This is a genomic window from Flavobacterium sp. KMS (genome assembly GCF_000813005.1).
GTDB lineage: Bacteria > Bacteroidota > Bacteroidia > Flavobacteriales > Flavobacteriaceae > Flavobacterium.
The window spans coordinates 33,860-60,211 of record NZ_JSYP01000005.1 but is presented as its reverse complement, the minus strand read 5'-3'; the positions used below and the strand labels follow the sequence as shown (position 1 = coordinate 60,211).

General features: G+C 32.1%; 18 protein-coding genes. 11 read left to right on the top strand and 7 right to left on the bottom strand.

Annotation, left to right across the window (positions count from 1 at the left end):
* The first annotated feature begins 30 nt into the window (after positions 1 to 30).
* From OA93_RS07090 to OA93_RS07070, 5 genes are all read left to right on the top strand, one after another.
* Positions 31 to 1,254, top strand: coding sequence for a dicarboxylate/amino acid:cation symporter (locus tag OA93_RS07090; RefSeq protein WP_039112449.1), 1,224 nt, complete (start codon positions 31 to 33; stop codon positions 1,252 to 1,254).
* Positions 1,255 to 1,473: 219 nt separating this feature from the next.
* Complete coding sequence (locus OA93_RS07085) at positions 1,474 to 2,883, top strand: pyridoxal-dependent decarboxylase (RefSeq protein ID WP_039112448.1); 1,410 nt, start codon at positions 1,474 to 1,476, stop codon at positions 2,881 to 2,883.
* Between the two features lie 295 nt (positions 2,884 to 3,178).
* Positions 3,179 to 5,560, top strand: a complete 2,382-nt coding sequence (locus tag OA93_RS07080) for a TonB-dependent receptor (protein ID WP_039112447.1) — start codon at positions 3,179 to 3,181, stop codon at positions 5,558 to 5,560.
* Between the two features lie 49 nt (positions 5,561 to 5,609).
* A complete protein-coding gene (locus OA93_RS07075) occupies positions 5,610 to 6,845 on the top strand; it encodes a DUF4374 domain-containing protein (protein WP_082001789.1) in 1,236 nt (411 codons plus the stop codon).
* Positions 6,846 to 7,041: 196 nt separating this feature from the next.
* Positions 7,042 to 8,214: a PepSY-associated TM helix domain-containing protein gene (locus tag OA93_RS07070; RefSeq protein WP_052259403.1), complete on the top strand. Its 1,173-nt coding sequence runs from the start codon at positions 7,042 to 7,044 to the stop codon at positions 8,212 to 8,214.
* A 426-nt stretch (positions 8,215 to 8,640) separates the two neighbouring features.
* Here the strand turns inward: OA93_RS07070 and OA93_RS07065 are convergent, their stop codons facing one another.
* Both OA93_RS07065 and gldA read right to left on the bottom strand, forming a co-directional pair.
* On the bottom strand, positions 8,641 to 10,758 hold the full coding sequence (locus tag OA93_RS07065; RefSeq protein WP_039112446.1) for an outer membrane beta-barrel family protein: 2,118 nt from the start codon (positions 10,756 to 10,758) through the stop codon (positions 8,641 to 8,643).
* A 558-nt stretch (positions 10,759 to 11,316) separates the two neighbouring features.
* A complete protein-coding gene (gene gldA / locus OA93_RS07060; RefSeq protein WP_039112445.1) occupies positions 11,317 to 12,213 on the bottom strand; it encodes a gliding motility-associated ABC transporter ATP-binding subunit GldA in 897 nt (298 codons plus the stop codon).
* 144 nt (positions 12,214 to 12,357) lie between these two features.
* Here gldA and OA93_RS07055 point away from each other — a divergent pair, with 144 nt between their 5' ends.
* The gene (locus OA93_RS07055; RefSeq protein WP_039112444.1) at positions 12,358 to 12,939 is read left to right on the top strand and encodes an outer membrane beta-barrel protein; all 582 of its coding nucleotides are present in this window, start codon (positions 12,358 to 12,360) and stop codon (positions 12,937 to 12,939) included.
* 302 nt (positions 12,940 to 13,241) lie between these two features.
* Here the strand turns inward: OA93_RS07055 and metE are convergent, their stop codons facing one another.
* Complete coding sequence (gene metE, locus OA93_RS07050) at positions 13,242 to 15,563, bottom strand: 5-methyltetrahydropteroyltriglutamate--homocysteine S-methyltransferase (protein ID WP_039112443.1); 2,322 nt, start codon at positions 15,561 to 15,563, stop codon at positions 13,242 to 13,244.
* Positions 15,564 to 15,719: 156 nt separating this feature from the next.
* Between metE and OA93_RS07045 the strand changes: the two genes are divergently transcribed.
* Together OA93_RS07045 and OA93_RS07040 are read left to right on the top strand one after the other, a co-directional pair.
* Positions 15,720 to 16,181, top strand: a complete 462-nt coding sequence (locus OA93_RS07045) for an Lrp/AsnC family transcriptional regulator (RefSeq protein WP_039112442.1) — start codon at positions 15,720 to 15,722, stop codon at positions 16,179 to 16,181.
* A gap of 96 nt (positions 16,182 to 16,277) precedes the next feature.
* Positions 16,278 to 18,503, top strand: a complete 2,226-nt coding sequence (locus OA93_RS07040) for a DNA cytosine methyltransferase (RefSeq protein ID WP_039112441.1) — start codon at positions 16,278 to 16,280, stop codon at positions 18,501 to 18,503.
* Here the strand turns inward: OA93_RS07040 and OA93_RS07035 are convergent.
* Positions 18,497 to 19,441 (bottom strand): hypothetical protein, encoded by a 945-nt coding sequence (locus OA93_RS07035; RefSeq protein ID WP_039112440.1) that lies wholly within the window; start codon positions 19,439 to 19,441, stop codon positions 18,497 to 18,499. The genes OA93_RS07040 and OA93_RS07035 overlap by 7 nt on opposite strands.
* Positions 19,442 to 19,597: 156 nt before the next feature.
* On the opposite strand from OA93_RS07035, the gene OA93_RS07030 reads away from it, so the two are divergent.
* Positions 19,598 to 20,944: a deoxyguanosinetriphosphate triphosphohydrolase gene (locus OA93_RS07030; RefSeq protein WP_039112439.1), complete on the top strand. Its 1,347-nt coding sequence runs from the start codon at positions 19,598 to 19,600 to the stop codon at positions 20,942 to 20,944.
* Positions 20,945 to 20,956: 12 nt separating this feature from the next.
* Here the strand turns inward: OA93_RS07030 and OA93_RS07025 are convergent, their stop codons facing one another.
* Genes OA93_RS07025 through OA93_RS07015 form a run of 3 tightly spaced genes read right to left on the bottom strand, consistent with a single transcriptional unit; the run spans position 20,957 to position 24,688 of the window.
* Complete coding sequence (locus tag OA93_RS07025; protein WP_039112438.1) at positions 20,957 to 21,952, bottom strand: DUF3078 domain-containing protein; 996 nt, start codon at positions 21,950 to 21,952, stop codon at positions 20,957 to 20,959.
* A 38-nt stretch (positions 21,953 to 21,990) separates the two neighbouring features.
* Entirely contained in the window at positions 21,991 to 23,772 is a 1,782-nt protein-coding gene (locus OA93_RS07020; protein WP_039112437.1) for a 1-deoxy-D-xylulose-5-phosphate synthase, read from the bottom strand.
* 52 nt (positions 23,773 to 23,824) lie between these two features.
* Positions 23,825 to 24,688 (bottom strand): hypothetical protein, encoded by an 864-nt coding sequence (locus OA93_RS07015; protein WP_052259402.1) that lies wholly within the window; start codon positions 24,686 to 24,688, stop codon positions 23,825 to 23,827.
* 61 nt (positions 24,689 to 24,749) lie between these two features.
* On the opposite strand from OA93_RS07015, the gene OA93_RS07010 reads away from it, so the two are divergent.
* Both OA93_RS07010 and OA93_RS07005 read left to right on the top strand, forming a co-directional pair.
* Positions 24,750 to 25,193, top strand: a complete 444-nt coding sequence (locus tag OA93_RS07010) for a nucleoside deaminase (RefSeq protein WP_039112436.1) — start codon at positions 24,750 to 24,752, stop codon at positions 25,191 to 25,193.
* A gap of 35 nt (positions 25,194 to 25,228) precedes the next feature.
* The gene (locus OA93_RS07005) at positions 25,229 to 25,861 is read left to right on the top strand and encodes a hypothetical protein (RefSeq protein WP_039112435.1); all 633 of its coding nucleotides are present in this window, start codon (positions 25,229 to 25,231) and stop codon (positions 25,859 to 25,861) included.
* Positions 25,862 to 26,352: the final 491 nt, after the last annotated feature.

Genomic DNA, 26,352 nt, shown 5'->3' with positions numbered 1-26,352 from the left:
GATTTTTAAAATACTAATGCTTTTTAAACTATGGGGACTAAAAAAATCAATTTTATAAAAAATTACAGTAGTATACTTTTGCTTCTGGGAGGTATAATTGCGGGAAGTATTTTAGGATTAGTTTTTGGTAAAGATGTTGAGATTATAAAGCCATTGGGAGATATCTTCTTGAATTTGCTTTTTACAGCAATTATTCCGTTAATCTTTTTTACGATAACTTCCTCTATTGCCAATTTAGAGAAAACAGAAAAGTTAGGAAGATTATTTGTTGTTATGATTGCCGTTTTCTTAGGAACACTTCTTATTTCGGCTATTGTAATGATTATTGCCGTTTATCTTTTTCCTATTCATCAGAACATTATAGTTTCTAAAGTTCCATTAGAGAATATTGCAACAGGTAATGTTGGGGATCAAATTGCACAATTACTTACAACCAATGATTTTTACGAATTATTGTCTCGAAAAAGTATGTTGGCACTTATTATCTTTTCTTTTTTAATAGGATTTGCAACCTTGCAATCAGGAGAAAAAGGAAATGCTTTCAGGAGTTTTCTAGACTCAGGAAACGAAGTGATGAAACAGCTTTTAAATATGATTATGAAATTAGCTCCAATAGGTTTGGGAGCTTATTTTGCCTATCAGGTTAGTTTTTATGGACCACAATTGTTTGGAGTTTACGCTAAACCCCTAGGGATTTATTATGGAGCCTGTATTTTTTATTTCTTTGTATTCTTTAGTTTGTATGCTTTAATAGCAGGAGGAAAAAGAGCCTTTGTAGTATTCTGGAGTAATAATGCTACACCCGCGCTTACAGCTATAGGAACTTGTAGTAGTATTGCAACAATACCTGCTAATCTTTTGGCGGCCGAGAAAATGAAAATTCCCGCACATGTCCGGAACGTGGTTATTCCGCTAGGAGCGCCATTGCATAAAGACGGTTCGAGTATGTCATCTATTTTAAAAATCACCGTATTATTTACCATGTTCGGAAAAGATTTTACCGAACCAAGTACAATACTTTTAGCATTGGGAATTACGGTAATCGTTTCGATTGTTGAGGGGGGAATCCCAAACGGAGGATATATCGGAGAAGTATTGGCGATAACAGTTTACGGTTTGCCAATGGCAGAAGCCTTACCTGTAGCAATGATTTTGGGTACACTTGTAGACCCAATAGCCACTTTACTTAATGCAAATGGCGATGTGATTTCATCGATGATGGTCTCCCGATTTTCGGAAAAAACGAAATGGTAGGGATTTAACATAATGAAATTGTCGTAACATTTATTCAATAAAATTATTTTAACCATATAAGTAATGTAAGTAAATATAAGAGAGAATAATCAACGCAAAACTTAAATGAACTTACATTACTTATATGGTTATTTTTTCACAATAAAATCTTATTCTTAAACAGATTAGGCATTGATACCATATAATGCATTAATTTTATTTTAAACTATAATATCTAAAATGAATACAGCACTTCAACAAGATTTAAACGATATAGAAAATATACTTGAACAAGTAAAACAACAAGGAATAGCATTTTTAAATTCTCTCGATTCAATTCCAACATCCAATTCCAACAGTATAACGACCAACCGAAATCTTAATCAGGAAGGATTAGGCGCATTATCGGCTTTGGAAGAATTTAATCAGCGATTAGCACCATTAATGATTGCATCGCCAGGACCAAGATATTTAGGTTTTGTAACAGGTGGGAGTACACCAGCTTCAATAGTTGGTGATTGGTTAACGACAATTTATGACCAGAATACGCAAGCGGTAAAAGCACAAGGAGGAGTTTCGGCTTTAATAGAAATCGAAACTATTAATTTATTATTGCAATTGCTCGATTTGCCAAAATCATTTCTTGGCGGATTTGTAACTGGAGCAACAATGTCTAATTTTACTTCATTGGCTGTTGCAAGACAATGGATTGGAAAACAACTAGGAAAAGACTTTGCTAAGAACGGAGTTTCAGAACCTATTACGATTTTTGCATCTACGCCACATTCATCTTCTATAAAATGCTTGTCAATGTTAGGTATTGGAAGTCAGAACTTCACTAAAATAAAAACAATCGAAGGAAACCGTGAAGCAATAGATGTAGCCGATTTAGAAGAAAATATCGAAACTCTAAACGGAAAACCATTTATTGTAATTACAAGTGCAGCAACAGTAAATACAGCCGATTTTGATGATTTTGTAGCAATAAATGAATTAAAAAAGAAGTATAAATTCTGGTGGCATATTGATGCCGCTTTTGGAGGATTTGCAGCTTGTTCGCCTAAATATAAACATTTGGTAAATGGTTGGGAAAATGCTGATAGTATTACAATAGATTGTCATAAATGGCTTAATGTCCCTTATGAAAGTGCTTTTTATTTGATAAAAGAAGAACATAAAATATTACAGATAGAAACATTCCAAAATTCGAATGCACCCTATTTGGGAGATCCATTAGAAAATTTCAGCTTCTTAAATTTTTTACCCGAAAACTCAAGGAGATTAAAAGCATTACCAGTTTGGTTTTCTTTATTAGCTTACGGAAAAGAAGGATATCAGGATATAGTCGAAAATAGTGTAGCTCTTGCATTGCAATTTGATGCATTTATTACAGAGAATGAAAACTTTGAGTTATTAGCACCAACAAGACTAAATAATGTTTGCTTTACATTATCGGGAGATCATAATCAAGAGAAAGTAAATTCATTTTTGAGTCGTCTTAATGATACAGGAAAAGTATTTATGACGCCCACTGTTTATCAAAATCGTAAAGGAATTCGTGCTTCATTTGTGAACTGGAGAACAAGTGAAAAGGATATTGAAATAATCGTAGAAGAAATGAAAAATACAATTCTAGAGTTGAAAATATAAGTAAAATATACAATAGATTTTTTTGAAAGTAGCCCGTTTAATTTGTTAAACGGGCTACTTTTTTTATGTTTTTTTATTTCTTGACGAATTGAAGCTTTGAGTTTTAACTTTTAAGATGTTAAATTTTAATTGAATCTTAAGTTAATCTTAATTATTCACTAATAAATATATTAATTTTTTATTGAATTGGCTACTTGAAAGTTAATCATCGTTTTTATTTAGAATAATTAAAAATAACTTGGAAATGGTGTTTATTGATGTTAATTTTGTGCCAAATTAATTTCAACTTTAAGTAATGAAAATAAATAGAATATTTATCTTAATCCTGGTGCTCTTAACTTCGATTCAAGGTTTCTCACAAAATAACAAAGTAAAATTAAATGGAGTCATTTTAGGTAATAGCGGTCAACCTGTCGAAGGTGTTTCTGTAGAACTAAAAGGTACTGCTTATTCAACATTAACCAATGAGAAAGGGGAATATGAAATTATAGCAGAACCACGAAACTATATTTTATCTATTACTTATGTTGGATATAAACCAAAGCAAGTAAAGATTAATTTAAAAGAGGTAAATCAAACAGTTCCAACTCTTACTATTGAAGAAGATATGGCTGCGTTAGATGAAGTTCAGGTTAAAGGAATATCTAAAGTAACCAGAGTAAAAGAATCTGCTTTTCAGGTTAATGCGGTCGATACTAAGTCAATGGCTAACATTACATCCAATTTGAGTCAAATATTGAATAAAACTACTGGGGTAAAAGTTAGGGAACAAGGAGGTATGGGTTCTGATTTTGATTTTTCTATCAATGGTCTTTCTGGTAGTGCCGTAAAGTTTTTTATAGATGGTGTGCCTTTGGATATTATGGGGAGTTCCATGTCGTTAAACAATATACCAGTTAATTTATCTGAAAGAATTGAAGTATATAAAGGTGTAGTACCAGTGAACTTAGGTTCTGATGCTCTTGGCGGTGCTGTAAATATTATTACAAATCATCAAATATCAAATTATTTTGATATGTCATATAGTTTAGGATCATTTAATACGCATAGTGCTTCATTAACAGGACAGATGCGTGACAAAAAATCAGGATTAACTTTTAAAGCTTCTGGTTTTTTAAATTATTCGGATAACGATTACACAATGCGAGATGTACAAGTAATAGAAGTGATTGATAAAGATAATTCTCGATTTGTTACTGGTGATTTTAAAAGATTCAATGATCAATATAAGTCTGCTATGGGGCAGGCAGAACTAGGTTTCGTTGATAAATCTTGGGCTGATATGTTTTTTATTGGAGGAAGTTATTCTGCTACAGAAAAAGGAATACAAACAGGAACTAACCAAGACGTAGTGTACGGTCAAGTACATAGAGGAGGAGATGCTTATTCATTCTCACTAAGATATTTAAAAAAGAATTTGTTTACAAAAGATCTTGATTTAAGCTTTTTTTCTTCCTATTCAGACGATCAATATACTATTACAGATACTGCACTTAGAAAATATTATTGGGATGGAAGTTATGTGGCAGCTACTTCTTCCGAAATGGGAGGACCTGCAACTAAATGGAATATTCGACGTCCAAAATATTTTATCGGATCGAATCTTAGCTACAAAATAGACCATGATAACTCGTTAAGTCTTAACTATACTCTGGACAAGGTCGAAAACAAGACTTATGACGAGTTGCTTACTGACAAAGATTATAATCCTGGGAAAATTACAAAGCATATTATTGGGCTATCCTATCAACAGAATTTATTGGAAGAAAAACTGACCAACACGTTTTTTGGAAAATATTACAGTATGTTGTTAGAACAACCTTTTGCTATTACTAATTCTGGAACTGGAGCGGGCGAAACTGTAAGAGATAACAATGGTTACACCGGATATGGAATTGCATCACGCTATAAAATAACTTCGTCTATAGGTATAAAAGCTTCTTATGAAAAAGCATATCGCTTACAAAGAGTAGATGAGGTGTTTGGTAATGGGTACTCGGTTGTAGCTAATCCTAATCTTAAACCAGAGAATAGCGACAATTACAATCTGGGTGGTTATTGGAAGAATGCAGCGGAAAATCATCATTTTTTTATTGAAACAGGAGGGTATTTAAGAAATGCGAAAGGCTTTATTTCTCCAGTTGTTTATCAATCGAATAGTCAGATAAGTAGATTTGAAAATACATCAAATGTTCTTATCAAAGGACTTGAGGCCGATATTAAGTACAATTATCAGGATAAAATAAACGTTGGGATAAATTTTACTTATCAAAGCACGCTTGACAACACGAAATATCCTAATGGATCAAATTCAGGAACAATATCAGCTACATACAAAGATGACTTGCCTAATAGACCTTGGATGTTTGGTAATGCCAATTTAGGATATAGAAAGTCGGACTTCATTAAAAAAGGAAATAATCTACAGCTTAATTGGGATTTGCAATATACACACTGGTATTACCTTACATGGGAAAACTATGGTACAAAAGAAGGTAAAAGTATAATTCCTAATCAGTATATCCAAAATGCATCTATTTCTTATTCTATGAATTCTGGAATGTATAATATTTCTTTAGAGTGCAACAATCTAACAAATGATTTGGCTTATGATAATTTTAAGCTACAAAAGCAAGGACGCTCCTTTTCAATTAAATTTCACTATTTCTTAAAATAGCCTGAAACGAACTTTTATTTTTAATAATTATATAAAAAATATTTTAAACATGAAACGATTTATTAAACCCTCTTTTTATTTTCTATTTATTAGTACATTGATAATGGGTACAACTATTTCTTGTTCTAGTAATGATGATTCTGGAAGTGATTCAGCTGGTGCAAAAGCTGATTATGCGCTATGGTTGCAATTAGGGAGTTGGCCAAATACAACTCAGTACATTGTAGGAGTTGATGATTTAACTAAAGGGAGTGTTAGTTTGGTAGGTAATGGTGCCGAAGTTACAAGCAAGGCAGATTACGGAATTATTGCCAAAAATGGGTTTTATTACTATCCAAGTACAAGTTCTAATTTTGGTAAAATGACTAAATTCGAATTTAAGAACAATCGATTATCTGTTGTATATGAAGTGCCTTTTACGTATCAAAAATCTATAAGTTGTTATGCATGGGTTGATGACAACACGCTAGTATTGTTTGGAACGAATGGAGATGGAAGCAAAGTATTATATACCGTTGTAAATGCCACAACACTTTGGATAAAAAATGGAGAATTGGCATTGCCTGCGATTCCAGCGGGATATACTTCTTATAATCAAGGGAATATTCAATATTCAAACGGAAAACTATATGTTGCATTTTCTAATATGGCTATTTGGCCATCACTTGCTGAGCCAGGTATGAATATTGCCGTAGTAGATTATCCAAGTTTTGCTGTTGAAAAGGTTATTAAAAGCTCGGAAGCTGATGGTAATGGAGGATCTAATATGTGGATGCCAACTTCTTGTACTGATGAGTCTGGTGATGTTTATATGATGTTTTTTGCTGACTGGATGACTTCTAAAGATAGTCCAACAAAAATAGTTAGAATCAAAAAGGGTGAAACTACATTAGACTCTTCTTATAATTTTAACCTTGGTACTGCTTTAGGAGGAGAAACTGCTAGCGGACTTTGGTATGTTGGTAACGGTAAGGCTATTGCTAAATACATAGATTCAAAAATAGTAGCAGAAAATCCTTCTGGATTGTTTAATACTAAATTTGCTTTAATCGATATAGCTACTAGCTCGGTAATTAAAAAATTAGATTTACCTGCAGATAAAGGAAGCCAATTACAAAATGTAATTACATCGGATGGTAAAGTATTTATTCAGGTTAATGCTGAAACTACTAAAGATTATATCTGGGAAGTTAATACCACAACAGGTGCTGTAACTTCAGGAGTAGAAATTGTTGGAGGTTATGATTATATTTTACGTTTAGATAATTTGAAATCATCTAAGTAAAAACTTTAAGAGCACTTGAAATTTTATTTTCATTTCGCTATTTTCATTAATTGATTGCAATTGCTAAGCTTACACTTTAAGCTAATACAATTTTAATGGCTTGAGGAATTACTTAATTTAAATATTCCTCAAGCCATTTTTACTAATACATCTTTTTTGCCCATAAAAACTATTACCTATTAAAATTATAATATCAATGAGTACTATTAAAAACCGTTCGAATAAACCACCAAATAAAGGAAAATCACGTTTTAGTAAAATTAATGCATGGTTGCATTTATGGTTAGGACTCGCTTCAGGAATCGTTGTATTTATAATGGGAATTACAGGTTGTATTTTGGTTTTTGAGCAAGAAATCAAACATGCAACATCCTCTTGGCTTAATGTAGAAGCACAAGAATCAGAAAAAGTATTACCGCCCTCTAAGATATATCAAGCTGTAAGTAAAGCATTGCCTAATAAAGAGATTCATGGTTTTTGGTACAATGGTTTAGATAAAACTATAAAAGTAGACATCGAATCGGATTCTTTAATTTATGTAAATCCTTATAATGGTAAGATTACTGGAATTGTAGATCACGAAGATTTTTTTCATATCATGGACGAAGGGCATCGTTACTTATGGTTAGGTAGGGATATTGGTTCGCAAGTAACGGCTTGGGGAACGCTAATTTTCTTCTTTCTTCTTATAAGTGGACTTATTCTTTGGTTTCCAAAAAAATGGAACAAAACAACTAAAAATAGTAGTTTTAAGATAAAGTGGAATGCTAAGTTCAAACGCTTAAATTATGATTTGCATAATGTAGTGGGATTCTACACTATTATATTAGCATTACTTATTTCGTTTACAGGATTATTAATGAGTTTTCATTGGATAAGAGAAAGCACCTATTGGATAAGTGGTGGTTGGGCTGATGAAAAAGAAAAAAAGGAAGAAGTTGTTACTGCCAAAAAGGATACTTTATCTAAAAAGCAATTAGACAAACTTGCTGCAGCCGATTTTATCTGGAACAAAGTACGTAAGGAAATTGCCAAAGAAAATAAAGAAGCAGTTATTATTGATCTTCCACACGAGCCAGAAGATGATTTTTACGCTTGTACAGATATGAATAAAGGAGTTTGGAGGGATTTGTACTTTGATCAACAAACATTGGAATTAAAGCCTAATTCGCAGAAATATATTGATAACGAACGTTTCTCTAAATGGCTTATGCGATCTAATTATAGTTTACATATAGGAGCTATTGGAGGAATACCAACTAAGATTTTATATTTCGTAGGTAGTTTGATATGTGCAAGTTTACCAGTTACAGGTTTTTATATTTGGTGGGGAAGAAAGAAAAAGCAAAAACCTACGGTTAAAATTTAATATTACCCATTTACATATTTTTAGTTAGTTAAAGTCTTTTGAAAGTATTCGTACTCTTCAAAAGACTTTTTTGTGTTTTAACTTAAGTAAAATATTGAATTATTTTATCACGAAACAACCACAATATTGTCTTTCTGAGGAACGAAGAATCTCCGAAAGAAACTAACACAATGTATTTATTTCAAGTTTGTTGAGCTACTAATGGAGATTCTTCGTTCCTCAGAAAGACAAGTATGCGATAACTATTCCGTAGGTTTTAGTATTGTTCCATTGCTTTGGATTTAGCTTGAAGCAATTTAGAAATCCATTTAATTTGTATTATCTGCATTCTATTTTAATACAAAGACTATGATGATTACAAAACCATATATAACAAAGAAAGCCCATGAAATTTCATGGGCTTTCTTATTATAAAATGTAGCTTTTTTAAATTCTGTAAGTAAAGGAAATTGTTGCTACACGGCTATCAAGATTATATCTTTTGTCAATGCTGGTTTGTCCGATAACCGAATTGATATTGTATTTATTGGTATTAAAAATATCGGTAACATTAAATTTTATGCTGCCTTTGTTAGCAAGAACTTGTTTTGATAATCCGATGCTAAAATCAAAGAAACTATCTCTTTCGTAAATCCCAACATTCGATTTTGATTGATATTGTGCATTTGCTTCCGCTTTCCAGGTATCTGTAATTGTAAATGAGTTTTGAACACTTAAATTTAAGGTTACAATTGGGTCGATTGTATTGGTATTGATAATCTTTCCTTTAAATTTATTCTCAAAAACATTAAAGAGCGTGTTCACCGACCACCATTTATAAATATCGGTTGTATTGGTAATATTTACACCATAATTGTATGATTTATTGGCATTGATTTGTGAGGTTACCGTTGTGTTATTGTCAGGATTGTAAACATATATTTCTGTAAAAACATCTTTGGTTTGGTTAAAATATACCGAAGCCATAAAAGCGCTTTTCCAAGAATATCCTATTTCTGATGTATGTGTAATTTCAGGAACCAAATTAGGATTACCTTGAGAATAATTGAACGAATCGTCATAAAAACGGAACGGATTCAAATCAAACTGACTCGGTCTGTTTATTCTCTTACTGTAAGAAGCATGCATAGAATGGTTACTACTCAATTCATATTTAAGCGAAAGACTTGGGAACCATTTTAAATAATCATCTTTATGTTTCTCGTTTAATGTCTTTTGGTTAATGTCAATTGCAGTATATTCAGTTCTTAAACCTCCCTGAATACTTAGTTTCTCTAAGCGATATTTGTAATTAGCGTAAGCAGCATAAATTTGCTCATCATACTCAAAATGATTAGTAGAATTAAGATCAACAATCCATTGATTGTTATCGTTGTATTCATACACCGATGGATTGTCATTGTTCTTGATGCTACCTTTAAAACCCCATTCCAAAGTCTGTTTTTCTTTAATTGGATTTGTGAAATCAACTTTTCCTGTAAAGACTCTCAATTGAGATGGAATATAACCTCTTCTGTCATTAATTGCAGTACCTGGAATTTGATTTTGCGCACTTTGAAATTGATTAGATCTAAATTTTGAAGTTTCATATTCAAAATCAAAAGACATGTTTTTCCCTTCTGTATTAAACTTATGAACGCCAGAAAAAGCATAAGTGTAATCATACCACTTTTCTTTGCTGTCATTGTAAGTCAAAGCGTCAAATTGTAATTGATTTAAATTATTATATAGCGTATTCCCTCCATTAGCAATATTTTCATAGCGACCGATTTTTGCGTCAAGCGAAACTTCTAAATTTGTTTTAGAAGAAACCTCATATGTTGTTCCAACTTTAAAATTGTTAGACGTAAGAGGTTCGTTAGTTGTAGAATTTTGATAATTCTTTGTTGCAATTTCTTGTCTTGTAATATCAGTAAATTGAATTTGTTCAAAATTCTTGCGTTCCTCTTCACCTCTATAAGTGTAGCTGTAATTACCAAAGACTCCAAATTTATCTTTGTTGTAACTTAAATTCATTCCTGTATTGGTTCTGTTTTTTCTTCCTCTTCCGTAACTAGAAAATACAGTTCCTTTTATTCCGGCACTACTTGGTTTCTTCAAAATAATATTAATCATTCCGGCTTTACCAGTTGCATCATATTTAGACGAAGGATTAGTAATAACCTCAATTTGTTTGATATTAGATGAGGTTGTTGATTTTAAATAATTAGCAAGTTCCTTTTGCGAAAGCTGCGTTAATTTACCATTAATCATAACGCCAACACCTTGTTGTCCTCTAATAGATAATTCTCCGTCCTGAGAGACTACAACACCCGGAGCGCGCATTAAAACATCTAGCGCAGTTCCGCCTTCAGACACAATGCTATTTTCTACATTAAAAACCATTCTGTCTGATTTTTGAGTATATAGAACTTTCTTTTTTACGATTATAATTTCATCTAATGCGTTTATTGATGTTTCGATAATGCTGTCTTTTCCTTTTTCAGTTTGCGAATAGGCATAAACAGAAAATGCAAGCATAATTGATGTTATAATATTTTTCATATGATTTATTTTTAATTTTTGAAGAATAATAAAACGGCTTTTAAGTTGATCAAGCCTTAAGAGTATAGTTTATCTATGATGATTGTGTTTTAAGAAATAGAAATTTTGGATAATAAAATAGAATCTTTAATAGGTAAGAAAATTATTTTATTCGAATGCTTTTTTGGGAGATAAAATATGCTGTTTATAAGCGTAGAAAGTAGCGTTTTTGTGGGGTAAAGTAAAAACATGATTGCCTGTTATTTGAAGTTTTTAAACTTCAAATATATAACTATTTATAACAAGTCTAAATAAAAATAAATTTAAATTTGTTCAGAAATGATAACTTACTGATAGTTAGTTGTTAGCAAGATAAGAGATAGTTTTATATTGTAAGATATGACTTGTTTATTCACTTAAATATTGAGAATTTCTAAAAGCTATAATCTGCAAGAAAGTATTGATTTCGCTAGGTGTCTAATAGAAATGATGCTTCATGAAAAATCCAATTCATTCTATTTTATTATAGCGTGAATTGGATTTTTTATAAGTAACCAATTTTGTTACTGAAACGGGATACTATTTAGTAATTTCTCTAAACACAGCTTCCAGATTTTTATTTTTTTGATTAAGCTGTAATGTTTTTAAACCGTTGGCAGTTGCAAAGTCAAAAATAGCCGGACGCATATCTTTTTCTGTGACAAATGTCAGTTCCCATGTCATGTCATGCGTATTTATATAAGAAGAAATGTTTTCTAATTTTGCAATTAATTGTTCTTCAATTCTATAATCAAATTCTACTTCGATAACTTGTTCTTTATTCTCCGCGATTAATTTGTCAAGTTTTTTGTCAGTAACAATTTTTCCGTTGTTAATGATAATAACTCTGTCACAAATTGCTTCAACTTCTTGCATAATATGTGTCGATAAAAAAACAGTTTTATTTTTACCTACATTCTTAATTACGTTTCTGATTTCTATTAACTGATTAGGATCCAGACCAGTTGTTGGTTCATCAAGAATTAAAACATCAGGATTGTGTAATAAAGCATTTGCCAAACCTACACGCTGACGATATCCTTTAGATAATTGTCCTATTTTTTTATGACTTTCGGCTGACAGTCCTGTCAGTTTAATAACCTCTTCGATTCTTGATTTTGCTACCTTATAAACATCAGCGTTAAAAGCCAGATATTCACGAACGTACAAATCTAAATATAACGGATTGTGTTCTGGCAAATACCCAATAGACAGCTGTACAGCCTTGGTATCAGTCATGACATCATGACCGTTTACAAGGGCTGAACCCGAATCGGCTAACAAATAAGTAGTTAAGATTTTCATCAAAGTTGATTTTCCTGCACCGTTTGGACCAAGAAATCCAACGATTTCACCTTTTTCAATCGAAAATGAAATTTTATCCAATGCTTTTTGAGTACCGTAACTTTTTGATATGCTGTTTACTTCTATCGACATGACTTTTTTATTTGATGCAAAAGTAAACAGAAATCTGCTTGATTGCTAAATTTTTGGTCTTTAAAGAAATCATAAAAAAAACTTAAAGGCGAGCAGTAACGGCACTGTTATTGTTAAAAGAGTATTAAATTTAAAATATTACAAATGAAAAAAATGTTAGTTGTTATTGCATTAGCTGTAGTTAGCTTTGCAAATGCTCAAAAAGGAACAATCTTAGTTGGTGGAAACATCTCGTACACTTCTGAAAAATCAGAATTCAAATTTGGTGAAGAAAAAACAAATACTTTTAGCTTTTCTCCTAAAGTAGGTTACCAATTTAATGATAACTGGACAGTTGGGGGTGAATTTACAGTAGCATCATCTAATGAAGATAATGGAATTGAAGAAGTAAAAAACAATGCTTTCAAAATTGGAGCATTTGTACGTTACTCTGTGCCATTAAACCAAACTTTTTCTGTATTTGCTGATATGGGTGCAGGTTTTCAAAACGTAAAACATAAAGAATACGGACCTGGAAATGCTTACTCAAAATCTAAAGCAGATGGTATGTACGTAGGTGTAACTCCAGCTCTTTTCATTAACATGAAAAATGGTTTCGGTTTAAACTTTAATATTGGTGGTTTAGGTTATGAAACTTTAAGTTTTGATAATGATGGTCCTGATAACAGTAAATTCTTCTTTAATTTCGGTAAAGAAGTTGGTATTGGAATTTCTAAAAACTTCTAGTCTTAAATAGATTAAAATTTTAAAAGCATCCGTCATTGGCGGATGCTTTTTTTTGTGCTTTAATTAAATGCTTTGAAAATGAAATTTCTTATTTAGCCCCGATAGAAACGATATCCTGTTGTGGCGTTTTTTGCCACAATAGATATAGTGGATAGCGGGACAAAAGATGTTTTGAAAACTTAAATTATCTGCTTCAAAAAAATAGAGTCAACTAAAGTGAAATCGAAAATAATCATAACTACAAGAATTTCGACTCCACTAGTTGACATAAATAACAAAAAATAGATTTAAAATAAAAATTATTAGCTCACTGGGTTTTCAACAGCTGCTCTCATTTCCTGAGCTGCAGCAACCATCTCAATCAGGGCTTTTTTTGTTTCATCCCAATGACGTGTTTTTAAACCACAATCAGGATTTACCCATAACTGATCTACAGGAATAACAGCCGAAGCTTTTTCTAATAGCTTAACCATTTCCTGACTAGATGGTACGCGAGGAGAGTGAATATCGTAAACTCCAGGTCCAATTTCATTAGGATATTTAAAATCAGCAAATGCATCTAGTAATTCCATTTGCGAACGCGAACATTCAATCGTGATTACATCGGCATCCATATCGGCAATATTCTGGATAATGTCATTGAATTCGCTATAACACATATGTGTATGAATTTGAGTATCGTCTTTTACGCCACTTGCCGAAATACGGAAAGCTTTTACAGCCCAATCTAGGTAAGTTGTCCATTCTTCTTTACGCAATGGCAGTCCTTCGCGAATAGCAGGTTCATCAATTTGGATAATTTTAATTCCTGCATTTTCTAAATCTACAACCTCATCACGTATTGCCAATGCAATTTGAGTACAGGTTTGAGAGCGCGGCTGATCGTTACGAACAAATGACCATTGCAGAATAGTTACTGGGCCAGTTAACATTCCTTTTACCCATTTAGGAGTTAGTGATTGCGCATATTCTGACCATTTTACAGTCATAGGTTTAGGTCTCGAAACATCACCATAAATTACAGGAGGTTTTACACAACGGCTACCATAACTTTGTACCCAACCATTTTTTGTAAAAGTAAATCCGGCTAATTGCTCACCAAAATATTCCACCATATCATTACGCTCAAACTCACCATGCACGAGAACATCAATGCCAGTTTCTTCCTGAAAACGAATAGTATCTTCGGTTTCTTTCTTGATTAAATCGTCGTATTGTTGTTGGGTTAATTCGCCTTTTTTAAACTTTGCTCTCCAGCTTCTTACTTTGGGAGTTTGCGGGAAAGAACCTATTGTTGTGGTAGGGAATAAAGGAAGATTTAAAGCATCGATTTGTTTTTTACGTCGGATAGCAAAAGTATTTTTGCGTTTATCATCTCCTGTCGAAATACTTGCCACACGATTTTTAACCGATTCGTTATGGATTAATTTTGATGTTTTTCTGTTTTCGTTTGTTAATGCATTTTCTGCAAATGGAATAGAGTTTTCTGTGTCTATTTCTTTTGAAGCAAACTGTTTCAATAAAACAACTTCTTGTATTTTTTGTTTCGCAAAAGCCAACCATTGCTTAATTTCTGGAGTAAGCGTTTCGTTGTTAGTTTCTAACTCTAAATCGCAAGGACTGTGAATTAATGAACACGATGGAGCAATTAATATTCTGTTTTCGCCAAGAGCTTTAGTCGCTTTTTCGATAATTGCCAATGAATTTTTAAAATCATTTTTCCAGATGTTTCTTCCATCAACCAAACCAAGAGAAAGATTTACGTTTGGAGATAACTGATTTGATTCTAAAATATCATCTAATTGTAACGGACAACGAACTAAATCTAAATGTAAAGTATCAACTGGCAAGGCCAATGCTGTAGTTAAGTTTTCGCCAAAACAGTCGAAGTAATTAGCCAGAATGATTTTGATATTCGGGAAACGGTTGTTGATTTCAGTATATACTTTCGTAAAAGTATTTCTTTCTTTATCGGTTAAGTTCAGCGCTAGGAAAGGCTCGTCTAATTGAATATAAGTTACATTTTCGGCTTCAAGCTTTGCAAATATTTCAAAATATACAGGAAGCAATGCTTCGATAAGATCAATTCGGTGAAAACCTTCTTCTTTTTCTTTTCCTAAAAGTAAGTAGGAGATAGGTCCGATAAGTACAGGTTTTGTAGCAATACCTAAATCATTTGCTTCTTTAAATTCATTGATTATTTTTTCTGAAAACAGAGTAAATTTTTGGTTTTTTGTAAATTCAGGAACAATGTAATGGTAATTGGTATCAAACCATTTTGTCATTTCCATAGCAACAACATCTTGTCCGTTTTTTTGCGAACCTCTAGCCATTGCAAAATACAAATCGATAGAAGAATTAGTTCTTGCAAAATCATTATAACGTTCAGGAATTGCTCCTAAAGTCAATGTTAAATCCAGAACCTGATCGTAAAATGAGAAATCATTCGACGGAATTAAATCAATGCCAGATTCGGCTTGTAATTGCCAGTTTTCTTTACGGATGTTCTTTCCGACAGCCAGAAGATCTTCTGCCGAAAGTTGTCCTGCCCAGTATAATTCACTAGCTTTTTTTAACTCTCTGTTGCTGCCAATTCGTGGATAACCTAAATTATTTGTTTTCATTTTGTTTCAGTATTTTTTACTGAACAAATTTATTGCATTGGATTTTAAAACTTATATTTGACTTTTATTTAAGTAAATAAACTTTAATTAGTTCGTTTTTGAAGATTATAATACTGATTAAATCTCCTTAAGCGAACTCTAGCCGTAAAAATTACTATGGAAAATTTAGATAAAACCGATTTAGAGATCTTAAGACACCTTCAGGAGAACTCAAATATCAATACAAAAGACCTAGCAAGCAAATTATTCCTGACTGTTACGCCTGTTTACGAACGTATAAAAAGATTAGAACGAGACGGATATATTACCAAATATGTTGCTTTGCTAGACAAGAAAAAAATGAATTGTGGTATGACTGTTTTTTGTAACGTTCGGTTAAAAGAACATGCGAAAAACGTAGGAAGCAATTTTGTAAAAGATATTGTTGCGCTTCCCGAAATTATAGAGTGTTATAACATTGCGGGCGATTATGATTTTATGCTAAAAATCCTTGTTCAGGATATGACTAGTTATCAGGATTTTGTAATGAATAAATTATCTACCATCGAAAACATAGGGAATACAAACAGTATTTTTGTAATGGGCGAAATCAAACATAGTACAGCGCTGAAGTTTTAATATTTGGATACAATAGATTAAAAAGATATAAAAAAAAAATGTTTTTTCTAAAAAAATGTCCGTAGATTTGTCCGTATCCGTAAAAATGTCCGTAAAATGATAAATGTTAAATTCTACCTTGATAAAGCTGATAAAAGCAAACGATTTCCTATACATCTTGTTATACGCCAAAAAGATTTGCAGATTAAAGTCGCAACTGGTGAAAAGATAATGAAAAAGGATTGGGATAACACTAATCAATTGGTTAAGGATTCTGATTATTCATATAAATCAATTAATAAGTTTTTGAATTTCCTAAAAGAAGAAGTGGAGAAGTATTTTGAAAATGAGATTCATACTAATTTTACTGATAAGAAAATTAAAGAAAAAATAAGTTCACTTGTAAATAGTAGAAGGGAAAATACAGATATTAATATAGTTTCTGAACCAGCAACAGGGTATGAAGCAAAATCTAAAATTACTTTTGTTGATTTGTTTGCCGGAGCTGGCGGATTTAGTGAAGGTTTTCTTCAGGCTGAATTTGGAAACAAATATTATGATTTTAGATTAGCTAGTGATATAAATGAAAATTGTGAATTAACACATTTGGCAAGGTATAATTACCAGTTAGGGTTAGATGCAGAATTTTTAAAACAAGATATTACGGAGCCTGATTTTTTGGATAATTTCCTAAAAAAAATAGGTGATAAAGAAATTGATATTGTATGTGGTGGACCTCCGTGTCAAAGTTTTAGTTTGGCAGGAAAGAGAAAAAAATTTGATAAAAAAGATGATTTGTTTGCTCATTATTTAAAAGTTATTAGACAATTGCGTCCTAAGTATTTTGTGATGGAAAATGTCAAGGGAATTTTGACAAAAGAGCAAGGTAAAATTAAAGACATGATTTTACAAGAAATTAGGTCAATTGTTGATTTAAAAGAATTTAATAAACTAATCCATTTTATTGCGCAATTAAGAAAGACAGAATCTGAGAGGGCTTTTATTTTAGAGTGTTATAATTTACGTTTACAATTTGAGAAAGTTATAGATAAAGAATTAGATGTTTTGAAAAATAATTATATCAATAACTTGGAGAATAAATTTAGACTTCTGACGCCTAAAATTGTAGATTATAAGACAAGTAAAACTGATAAAAATATTAGTACGATTCGTCATGGTTTTAATTTATTGAAGAGAGTTAAAGAACTTGAGTATATTAGGAAAAAAGTAATTAATGAAAAAGCATTCACTAATTTAGATAATGATTTTTTCGCAGATGATTTTGATTCTTTTTTAACTTCGATCGAATCGGAAACAATTATTGAAAAAATTCATTTAGCTTTCAATAATTTAAAGCCGAATAAGGTTTTTTTAGAAGATGTTAAACAAATAATTGTTGCTCTTGAAATTTTCGATTACACTTTTGATGAATGTGTGAATGGTTTGAATGATTTTGCTCTAGCCGTAAATAAAGAAAAAGAATTTCAAGAAATTTTATCAAAAATTAGACTCTATAATATTGAACAACCATTTGTTGCTTTAGCATCAGATTATGGTGTTCCGCAGAACCGTGAGAGAGTTTTGTTTATAGGCTGTAGAAAAGATCAGAAACTTATAAATGATGTTCCTGCAACAGTAAAAAGTACTGAAAGAGTTAACGTGTTTGAAGCTATTTCTGATTTAGATTTTATTGGAAATGATGATGAAAGATATAATTATGAAAATATCGATTTGAAAGCAAAATATAATGGATCGACTAAGAAAATGGAAGCGTTAATTCGAAAAAGGAACATTGATGGTAAACCAAATGAAGATGATGGATTGACTTATTCTGAATGGTCTAAAAAGGGACGTTTGAGTAGTCGTTTTCTAAATGCAAAAAATCCTTTTTATGTGAAGAATTTTGAAGAATTGGAAAATACATTGGCTCATCTAGTAGCGCCTTTACAAAATCATAAAACAAGTAAGCAAAATCAAGATGTAATTAATAGATTAGATGTTATTTTAAAATCAGGAAATTATGAATCTGCCAAATCAAATCTTAAAGAAATTGGATTGGATTCTGATAAAAGGAGCTATACTGTTTTAAAGCCCGACGGTCAGAGTTCTACAATTATGACAATTGCAGACGATTATATTCATTATTCTAATCCAAGAGCTTTGACGGTACGTGAAATGGCAAGACTTCAGTCTTTTGATGATTCTTTTGTTTTTCAAGGAAAGAGATCAACAGGTGGTAGTAAACGTAAGTTTGAAGTTCCGCAATTTACGTTAGTTGGTAATGCAGTGCCTCCTTTAATGGCTAGAGCGGTAGCTCTTGAGATCTTAAAGAATATTCAATAAAGGCCAAAATATGCTAATGAATTATTTGTAGTCAGTTCAGGAATTGCTGTTCGAATATCAGTTCTTAACCCAGTTCTTGAACCTGTCTGAAAATTATTTGTGAAAATTTCTTTTAGCGATTTTGCAACATTTTGAACGCTTGGGTTTCCCCAGTAATTTCCTCCAGATAAATTTGTAACCCTTTTTACAGCTACTCCATTGGGGTTGTATATGGTATTTTGATTTGAAGGAACTGTTACAAAAGAATAACTAAAACTTTGGGCATTTTGAATATTGTAACCATTTCTTCCAATTGTGATGTTTCTTCCTCGAAAGCCTCCAGCTGAATAAATCATGTCCCATAACATTGGAATCTGAGCATTGTCATTCCAATTAGTTTTACATTGTATAATTCCAATTTCAAATTGATTGAAATCTCTTTCAGCTAAATGGTTTGTAATCTTCAGATTAAATTTATTCCTTACAATTGGTTGGATTTGATTGCCAAGATTGTTTAAAATATTTAATTGATTTATGTCTGTATTGTATTCTACTAAATCAGGAAAAACAATTATAGTAATATCAGATTCGGTGTTACAAGCAAAATTACCATAATTTACGGTTATTGCATCTTGTATTGCTTTTGGTACAATACTCATTTTTTTAATAGCAACAACTCGGCTTCCAATTGTACAAAGGTTAATATACCAACAAACCAAAGACTCCCATGCGGTTCCGCTTGCGGATAATTCTCCTTGGCCTCTCCCTCCTCCACCTGTTGATCTAAAGATATTAGATAAATGATCCCCAATGTTTAAAATTTCATTTTCGGTATAGTTATTTCCTAAAAGTCTTATTATCTCTGGTTGCCAAGTTTGCCAACAATTTCTGTAAGTATTAGTGCTAAATACATTTTCTATCGCTAATTTTCTTAATTGGTCTGGAATTGTGTTGTACATTTTTAATGTCTTAGTTTTTGTAAATGTCGTTAAAATTTAATTAAAAATTAAAAAGGAAGTTAGATTTTTGTTTTTAATTTAATTTTACTACTTCATCTTTATCTTCAAAATGCATCTATTTCTGTATCTTTGAAAACAAATTTGGAAATAAGAATAATGAACTGGGAACAACTTTTATCACTAAAACGCCAAGGCGATACTAGCAAAAGATTACGTGTAGAACAAGATGATACGCGATTAGGATTTGAAGTAGATTATGACCGAATTATATTTTCGGCGGCTTTTAGAAGTTTACAAGATAAAACACAAGTAATTCCGCTTTCTAAAACAGATTTCGTGCATACGAGATTAACGCATAGTTTAGAAGTTTCGGTAGTAGGACGTTCGTTAGGACGTTTGGTAGGAAAAAAAATCATCGAAAAATACCCTTATTTAAAAGAAGTTCACGGATATCACATGAACGATTTTGGGGCTATTGTTGCTGCTGCATCATTGGCACACGATATCGGGAATCCACCATTTGGACATTCGGGAGAAAAAGCTATTGGAGAATATTTCTCGATAGGAAACGGTCAACAATACAAAGAACATTTATCGGATAAAGAATGGCAGGATCTAATAGATTTTGAAGGTAATGCCAATGGTTTTTCAGTACTTACAGCAAGTCGTCCGGGAATAGAAGGAGGACTTCGTATTTCGTACGCTACATTAGGAGCTTTCATGAAATACCCAAAAGAGAGTTTGCCTAAAAAACCAACCAAAAATATAGCCGATAAAAAATATGGTTTCTTCCAGACCGATAAAGACTTTTTTAATAAAGTAGCTGTCGATATGGGAATGTTACCTAATAAATCGGGTAATGATATTGGTTTTGAAAGACATCCTTTAGCTTATTTAGTCGAAGCAGCAGATGATATTTGCTATACTATTATTGACTTTGAAGATGGGATAAATCTTGGGCTTGTTTCTGAGGATTATGCTTTAGAATATCTGATTAAATTGGTAAAAGATAATATAGGTGTTGCCAAATATAAAACACTTACTACCAAAGAAGATCGTATTAGTTATTTGCGTGCACTAGCAATTGGAAGTTTGATAAACGATGCTGTTAAGGTTTTTGTTGATAACGAAGAAGCTATTCTTGCAGGTAAATTTCCGTTTGCATTAATGGATAAAAGCCAGTACAAAGCACAAATGGATGATATAATAAACCTTAGTGTTCAGAATATCTATCAGAGCCGTGAAGTAATCGAAAAAGAAATAGTAGGGTATCAGATTATCCAAACACTACTAGATAAATTTATAACAGCTTTTAATAATAAATACGACGGAAAAGCATCTAACTATGATGCTTTGATTTTAAAAATGTTGCCAGAAAAGCATCATTTAGAAAAAGAAGGTTTGTATGAAAGATTGCTGCACATATGCCATTACGTTTCATTATTAACCGATGGAAATGCATTGGAATTATATGATACTATAAACGGAAGAAAAACAACGTAACAAATTAGTTATCTAAAAGGCATATACTACACCAACTCCCAGGACTTGTTTTAGTTGTGCCTTTGGACCTTCTGTAACTTGCTCCCCATTAATTTCCTTTTTAGATTTGATGTCGTCATCATAAACAAAATGTACACCAACGTTTGCTTTGACATATTCGTTTACAACTAAGTCTAAACGAGTCGCATAGTCGATATCGATATTTCCAAATCGATTTAGGTAATCGGTATAAAGGCTAAGACGGTTTTCAAAAAACATATTTTTGAAGATTTCGTTTTTAGTATAACCAGTTAATAAAATACCAAACTCCGCTTTTATTTTTTCTCCCTTTTCAATCAGAATTTGTGTATTAGGATCTAGTGGATCTGGTGCGTAAACTGCCTTTTTAACACCAAAAGCTCCTTGATTTGCTAAGACCTGATCTAGAACCAAAGTGGTCTTTAGCGTAACAGGTGAGAAATAAAAAGTACGATTCTTTTCTTTATTTGCGTTTTCAGCTCCAGCTCCTAAGAATACATATGCAGGGGCAAAAGGTTTCGAAATCGGGTTATCTGTATTTGGATAAGAATAACCATTTGTAAATTGAGAGTTGAAATTAAATTTAGCCGAATAATACCAGTTTGAAAGTGTATCTTTTCTGAAACCATAAGTAGAGTTAAACAGGAAAGCATCATCGGTTTTTCTTAATTCAATACCGTCTTGTTTGTTTAAACCATATTTTAAAAGAAGTTCATTTGCCCACTTATGGTTACCATGAGTATATGTTCTCGAAAATTCCCCTTTAAAAAGTCCAGAGATAGAACTAGTACCCCCGGCACTCCAGTTAACAAATGCAATTTGAGTAAGATCAAAACCTAATTTATTTTTTTTAGTCCAATTAGATGTAGTGTCTTCTAATTGAGTTTGAATTTCAGGTACCAATTGCGTCTGAATTTTAGAATTCTGAGCGAAATTTTTAGAAGAACAAAATATAAGAAGTACTAAAATAGATAAACGGAATAATTTCATTATGGCATTTTTTGTTTGGGTCCGCAAAATAATTATTTTTAACCAACAGAAAAAAGATTTTCTAAACTTTTAACGTCAATATTGCATAATTGTTGCAATTCGGTAACAGTTCCATGCTCAATAAATGTGTCTGGAATTCCTAGTATTTGTATTTTAGTGTTGTAATTATGTAATGCCGAAAATTCTAAAATAGCAGTTCCAAAACCACCATTTATAGCACCATCTTCTATAGTAATTATGGATGAGTATTTACTGAAAATAGAATGTAGTAGTTTGTTATCTAATGGTTTAATGAAAGGAAAGTCGTAATGAGCAATAGTATTTGGATTGCCAATATTTGCTAGTGCAGTTATTACGTTGTTCCCAATAGTTCCAGTAGATAAAACTGCGGTTTTACTACCATCTTTAAGGCAAGTTGCAGCTCCAATTTCGATTGTAGCATAATTCTTAAAATAATTTTTTTGCCAATCTGTAATAACGCCGCGACCTCTAGGATATCGAATTGCGATGGGATGGTCTAATCCCAGTTGAGCAGTATATAAAATGTTTTGTAAAGCTATCTCGTTAAGGGGAGCGTAAATTATTAGATTAGGAATACAACGTAAATAAGCAATATCAAAAACGCCATGATGTGTTGCTCCATCTTCTCCAACCAAGCCAGCTCTGTCCAGACAAAAGATAACTGGTAAATCTTGTAAAGCTACATCGTGTATCACTTGGTCGTATGCGCGTTGCAAAAAAGTTGAATATATATTGCAAAAAACAATCATTCCCTGAGTTGCCATTCCTGCTGCAAGCGTTACCGCATGTTGTTCGGCAATACCAACATCAAAGGCTCGTTTTGGGAAAGCATCCATCATAAATTTAAGCGAACTTCCAGATGGCATTGCAGGAGTAATACCAACAATTTTTTCGTTCTTTTGAGCTAAATCCAAAATGGTTAAACCAAATACATCCTGGTATTTTGGCGGAAGGTTGTCTTCTATCTTAGGAATGATTTCTCCAGTCGAAGCATTAAATTTTCCAGGAGCGTGATATTGAACCTGATTTTCTTCGGCTTGTTGTAATCCTTTTCCTTTGGTAGTTACAATATGCAGGAATTTAGGACCTTTTATATTTTTTAAACGTTTTAATTCTTTTATTAAAGCAAAAATATCATGACCATCAATTGGACCCGAATAATCAAAATTCAATGATTTAATCATGTTATTCTTCTTCGGATTTTTTCCTTCTTTTACAGCAGTGAGATATTTTTTAAGGGCACCTACACTTGGGTCAATCCCGATTGCGTTGTCGTTTAAGATTACCAATAAATTAGCATCGGTCACTCCGGCATGATTTAAACCTTCAAAAGCCATTCCCGATGCAATCGAAGCATCGCCAATTACAGCTATATGATGTTTGTCGAAATCACCTTTTAAGTTAGAAGCAATTGCCATTCCTAATGCTGCCGAAATAGAAGTAGAAGAATGGCCTACGCCAAAAGTGTCATAGTTACTTTCGGCTCTTTTTGGGAAACCAGAAATCCCGTTAAGCTGACGATTGGTATGAAAATTTTCTCTTCTTTCGGTTAGGATTTTATGTCCGTAAGCCTGATGTCCTACATCCCAAACCAATAAATCATCGGGAGTATTAAATACATAATGCAAAGCAATAGTAAGTTCGGTAACACCTAGACTTGCGCCCAAATGGCCTTCTTTTACAGAAACAATATCAATAATAAAATCACGTAATTCCTGAGCAACTTGAGGAAGTTGCGCTTCGGGAAGTAAGCGTAAATCGGCGGGATTGTATATGTTGGGAAGTAAATTGCTTTTCATTGTAAGGTAAAAAGCAAATTTACGGTTTTAAATTTAAATTTTACCTGAGATCTCATTCCAATACAATTGGTAAGGAATATTGCATTCTTATTTTTTTTCCATTAGATTCTCCCGGCTCCCATTTTGGTGATAAACTTAAAACTCTAATGATTTCGTCCTCTATTGCTTTATCAATTGCTGGTACTGATTCAAGATATGATAAAGTTCCGTTTTTTTCTACTGCAAAGGAGATTCTAATTTTGAGATTTTTGGTATCTGTATTTTCTGGCATTTTAAATTCATTAGCAAAAAAGGTATAAAATGGGTCAATACCTCCAGGAAATTCTGCATTTATATGTATTACCGCACCAGTAGTAAATACAGAATCGTCTTCTTTAATTTGCTTTGAAGATTGAGTTTTACCTTTAGTGGTTTTACTGTGACTTATAGGAACTGGCTTTACAAATTTAACCTGATTAATTTTTGGCGGAGGCGGAGGCGGAATCTGAGTTGATTCATTTCCACTAACTTTAATATCGCCAACCATAACTCTTTGGTCAGTTGAGGAATTTTTAACAACTTCTATTTTATCAATTTTTTGCTTGTCTCCGTTCTTATTTTGGCAACTAAACAATGTTGTACCCATGGCAATAAACAAAGCCAATAAAAACATTTTATGATATTGAGTCTGCTTGTATAAAACTTCAGTTGGAATTTGAATTGTTACATTTTCTAATTGAGAGTTTTTGAATCTTCCGCAAACACTTTTGTTTTTATTTGCAATAAAAAAATGCTGCACTTCATCAGGTAACATTCTTGTGAAATCAACTACAGTTTTAGAGCAGCTAATGCAAAAACGACCATTTTCGGCAGGCGTCATTTTATCCCAGTTTTCGTGGCAAGGCTCAGGAATACTTATTTTATGTTTTGTTGGCATAATTTGAATATCAAAAAATAAATGTAATAAAAATTACTTCTTAAAAATGTATTTTTGTTTTATGATAGATATTTTTACCGACGAGTATTTTATGAAAAAGGCTTTGCAAGAAGCAGAAATGGCATTTGATAAAGATGAAATTCCTGTTGGAGCCATTATTGTAATTGATAATAAAGTCATTGCAAGAAGCCATAATTTAACCGAATTATTAAATGATGTTACGGCTCATGCCGAAATGCAAGCGATAACAGCTGCCGCTAATTTTTTAGGCGGAAAATATCTAAAAGACTGTACGCTTTATGTAACATTAGAACCTTGTCAGATGTGTGCAGGTGCTTTATATTGGAGTCAGATTTCTAAAATTGTTTTTGGAGCAAGTGATGAACATCGGGGTTACGAAAAAATGGGAACACAACTACATCCTAAAACGGTTGTTGTTCGTGGTGTTATGGCAAATGAAGCTTCGGATTTAATGAAACGTTTTTTTGCTAAAAGGCGAAGATAATTCTGTCGCCGTTTCATTCTTATTAAAAAGTTATTATGACTGATTTTTCAATAATAAAAAAACTATTTCATATTACAGAACCTGATGGTTTTACTAATGATGAAATTCAAATTGTTAAAAATATCTTCGGGCAACTTCCTGAGGTATTTGTTGATTACTATAGTGAATTAGGTAAGATTCAAAGCTTAAATCAAACGCAAGATTTACTAATTATACCAGAGCGATTTCAATATTATAAACAGAATGATTATTTGATATTTTATTCTGAAAACCAAAGAGCATGTGTTTGGGGAATTCATAAAGATGATTTGTCAAAATCGAATCCGCCTGTTTTTATGAGTGCCGATGGAAAAGAATGGAACTTGGAAACAGAAACCTTAACGGAATTTTTTACTGCAATGGCTTTTCTTCAGGCTGGTTTTGCATTAGAATTTCCATGCAATACATTTTATGAATTAGAGCAGCATGAGCTAGATTTTGTTGTTGAAAATTACCGAAATAAAGGAGTTTCATTTAGGCAATGGCTTGAAGGAATAAATTTTTATGGGAATTATGATGATGATGTAATTGTGATTATGGCAAATAATCAATTATTTTATGCTGCAAATACAGAAGAACATTTTACGGAATTAGATAATGTATTGTCTAAGCTCGGAGTAGAGCTTTAAAGGTTGTAAATAATGATTATATAAATAATGTTGTTTTTAATTTAATACAGATAAGTCATGTAAACACATATGAATATCATAAATGAATTAAAACAAATTATATTATAAAATGTGTTTTCAGAAAAACTCTTTTTAGAGAGAAGTATTTTCAAGCTTATAGCTATCGAAAAAAGTAGTACAATGCAAAAGTAAAACTGAATTCCGTTACTACTTAAATCATTACAAAGAAGATTAGTGTAATCATTCTTCTGTGATTTTACTTTTGTTACAGATTTAAATAATAAAGAATACTCAAGTTCTATATCATTTTCTTCAATGTCATTTTCGACAGTCGAAAAAGTAAACCCCTTCTGTGTATAATAATGACAAGAAACTTTTTGTGGCTTAGATCCATAATTGCCTCTCATTGAGTTTCTCACTGCATAGTGTGTTACAACATCCGTTGTTTTTGTGGAAGGTAAAACATAGTAATCCGTAAAACATAACAAAAT

What these genes read in the sequence shown, in the direction of transcription:
- metE (WP_039112443.1), bottom strand. Translation starts at nt 15,563, where the DNA reads ATGAAAACAAATAATTTAGGTTATCCACGAATTGGCAGCAACAGAGAG.
- OA93_RS07040 (WP_039112441.1), top strand. Translation starts at nt 16,278, where the DNA reads ATGATAAATGTTAAATTCTACCTTGATAAAGCTGATAAAAGCAAACGA.
- OA93_RS07075 (WP_082001789.1), top strand. Translation starts at nt 5,610, where the DNA reads ATGAAACGATTTATTAAACCCTCTTTTTATTTTCTATTTATTAGTACA.
- OA93_RS07070 (WP_052259403.1), top strand. Translation starts at nt 7,042, where the DNA reads ATGAGTACTATTAAAAACCGTTCGAATAAACCACCAAATAAAGGAAAA.
- OA93_RS07085 (WP_039112448.1), top strand. Translation starts at nt 1,474, where the DNA reads ATGAATACAGCACTTCAACAAGATTTAAACGATATAGAAAATATACTT.
- OA93_RS07055 (WP_039112444.1), top strand. Translation starts at nt 12,358, where the DNA reads ATGAAAAAAATGTTAGTTGTTATTGCATTAGCTGTAGTTAGCTTTGCA.
- OA93_RS07015 (WP_052259402.1), bottom strand. Translation starts at nt 24,688, where the DNA reads ATGCCAACAAAACATAAAATAAGTATTCCTGAGCCTTGCCACGAAAAC.
- OA93_RS07030 (WP_039112439.1), top strand. Translation starts at nt 19,598, where the DNA reads ATGAACTGGGAACAACTTTTATCACTAAAACGCCAAGGCGATACTAGC.
- OA93_RS07035 (WP_039112440.1), bottom strand. Translation starts at nt 19,441, where the DNA reads ATGTACAACACAATTCCAGACCAATTAAGAAAATTAGCGATAGAAAAT.
- OA93_RS07080 (WP_039112447.1), top strand. Translation starts at nt 3,179, where the DNA reads ATGAAAATAAATAGAATATTTATCTTAATCCTGGTGCTCTTAACTTCG.
- OA93_RS07005 (WP_039112435.1), top strand. Translation starts at nt 25,229, where the DNA reads ATGACTGATTTTTCAATAATAAAAAAACTATTTCATATTACAGAACCT.
- OA93_RS07020 (WP_039112437.1), bottom strand. Translation starts at nt 23,772, where the DNA reads ATGAAAAGCAATTTACTTCCCAACATATACAATCCCGCCGATTTACGC.
- OA93_RS07010 (WP_039112436.1), top strand. Translation starts at nt 24,750, where the DNA reads ATGATAGATATTTTTACCGACGAGTATTTTATGAAAAAGGCTTTGCAA.
- OA93_RS07090 (WP_039112449.1), top strand. Translation starts at nt 31, where the DNA reads ATGGGGACTAAAAAAATCAATTTTATAAAAAATTACAGTAGTATACTT.
- OA93_RS07025 (WP_039112438.1), bottom strand. Translation starts at nt 21,952, where the DNA reads ATGAAATTATTCCGTTTATCTATTTTAGTACTTCTTATATTTTGTTCT.
- OA93_RS07045 (WP_039112442.1), top strand. Translation starts at nt 15,720, where the DNA reads ATGGAAAATTTAGATAAAACCGATTTAGAGATCTTAAGACACCTTCAG.
- OA93_RS07065 (WP_039112446.1), bottom strand. Translation starts at nt 10,758, where the DNA reads ATGAAAAATATTATAACATCAATTATGCTTGCATTTTCTGTTTATGCC.
- gldA (WP_039112445.1), bottom strand. Translation starts at nt 12,213, where the DNA reads ATGTCGATAGAAGTAAACAGCATATCAAAAAGTTACGGTACTCAAAAA.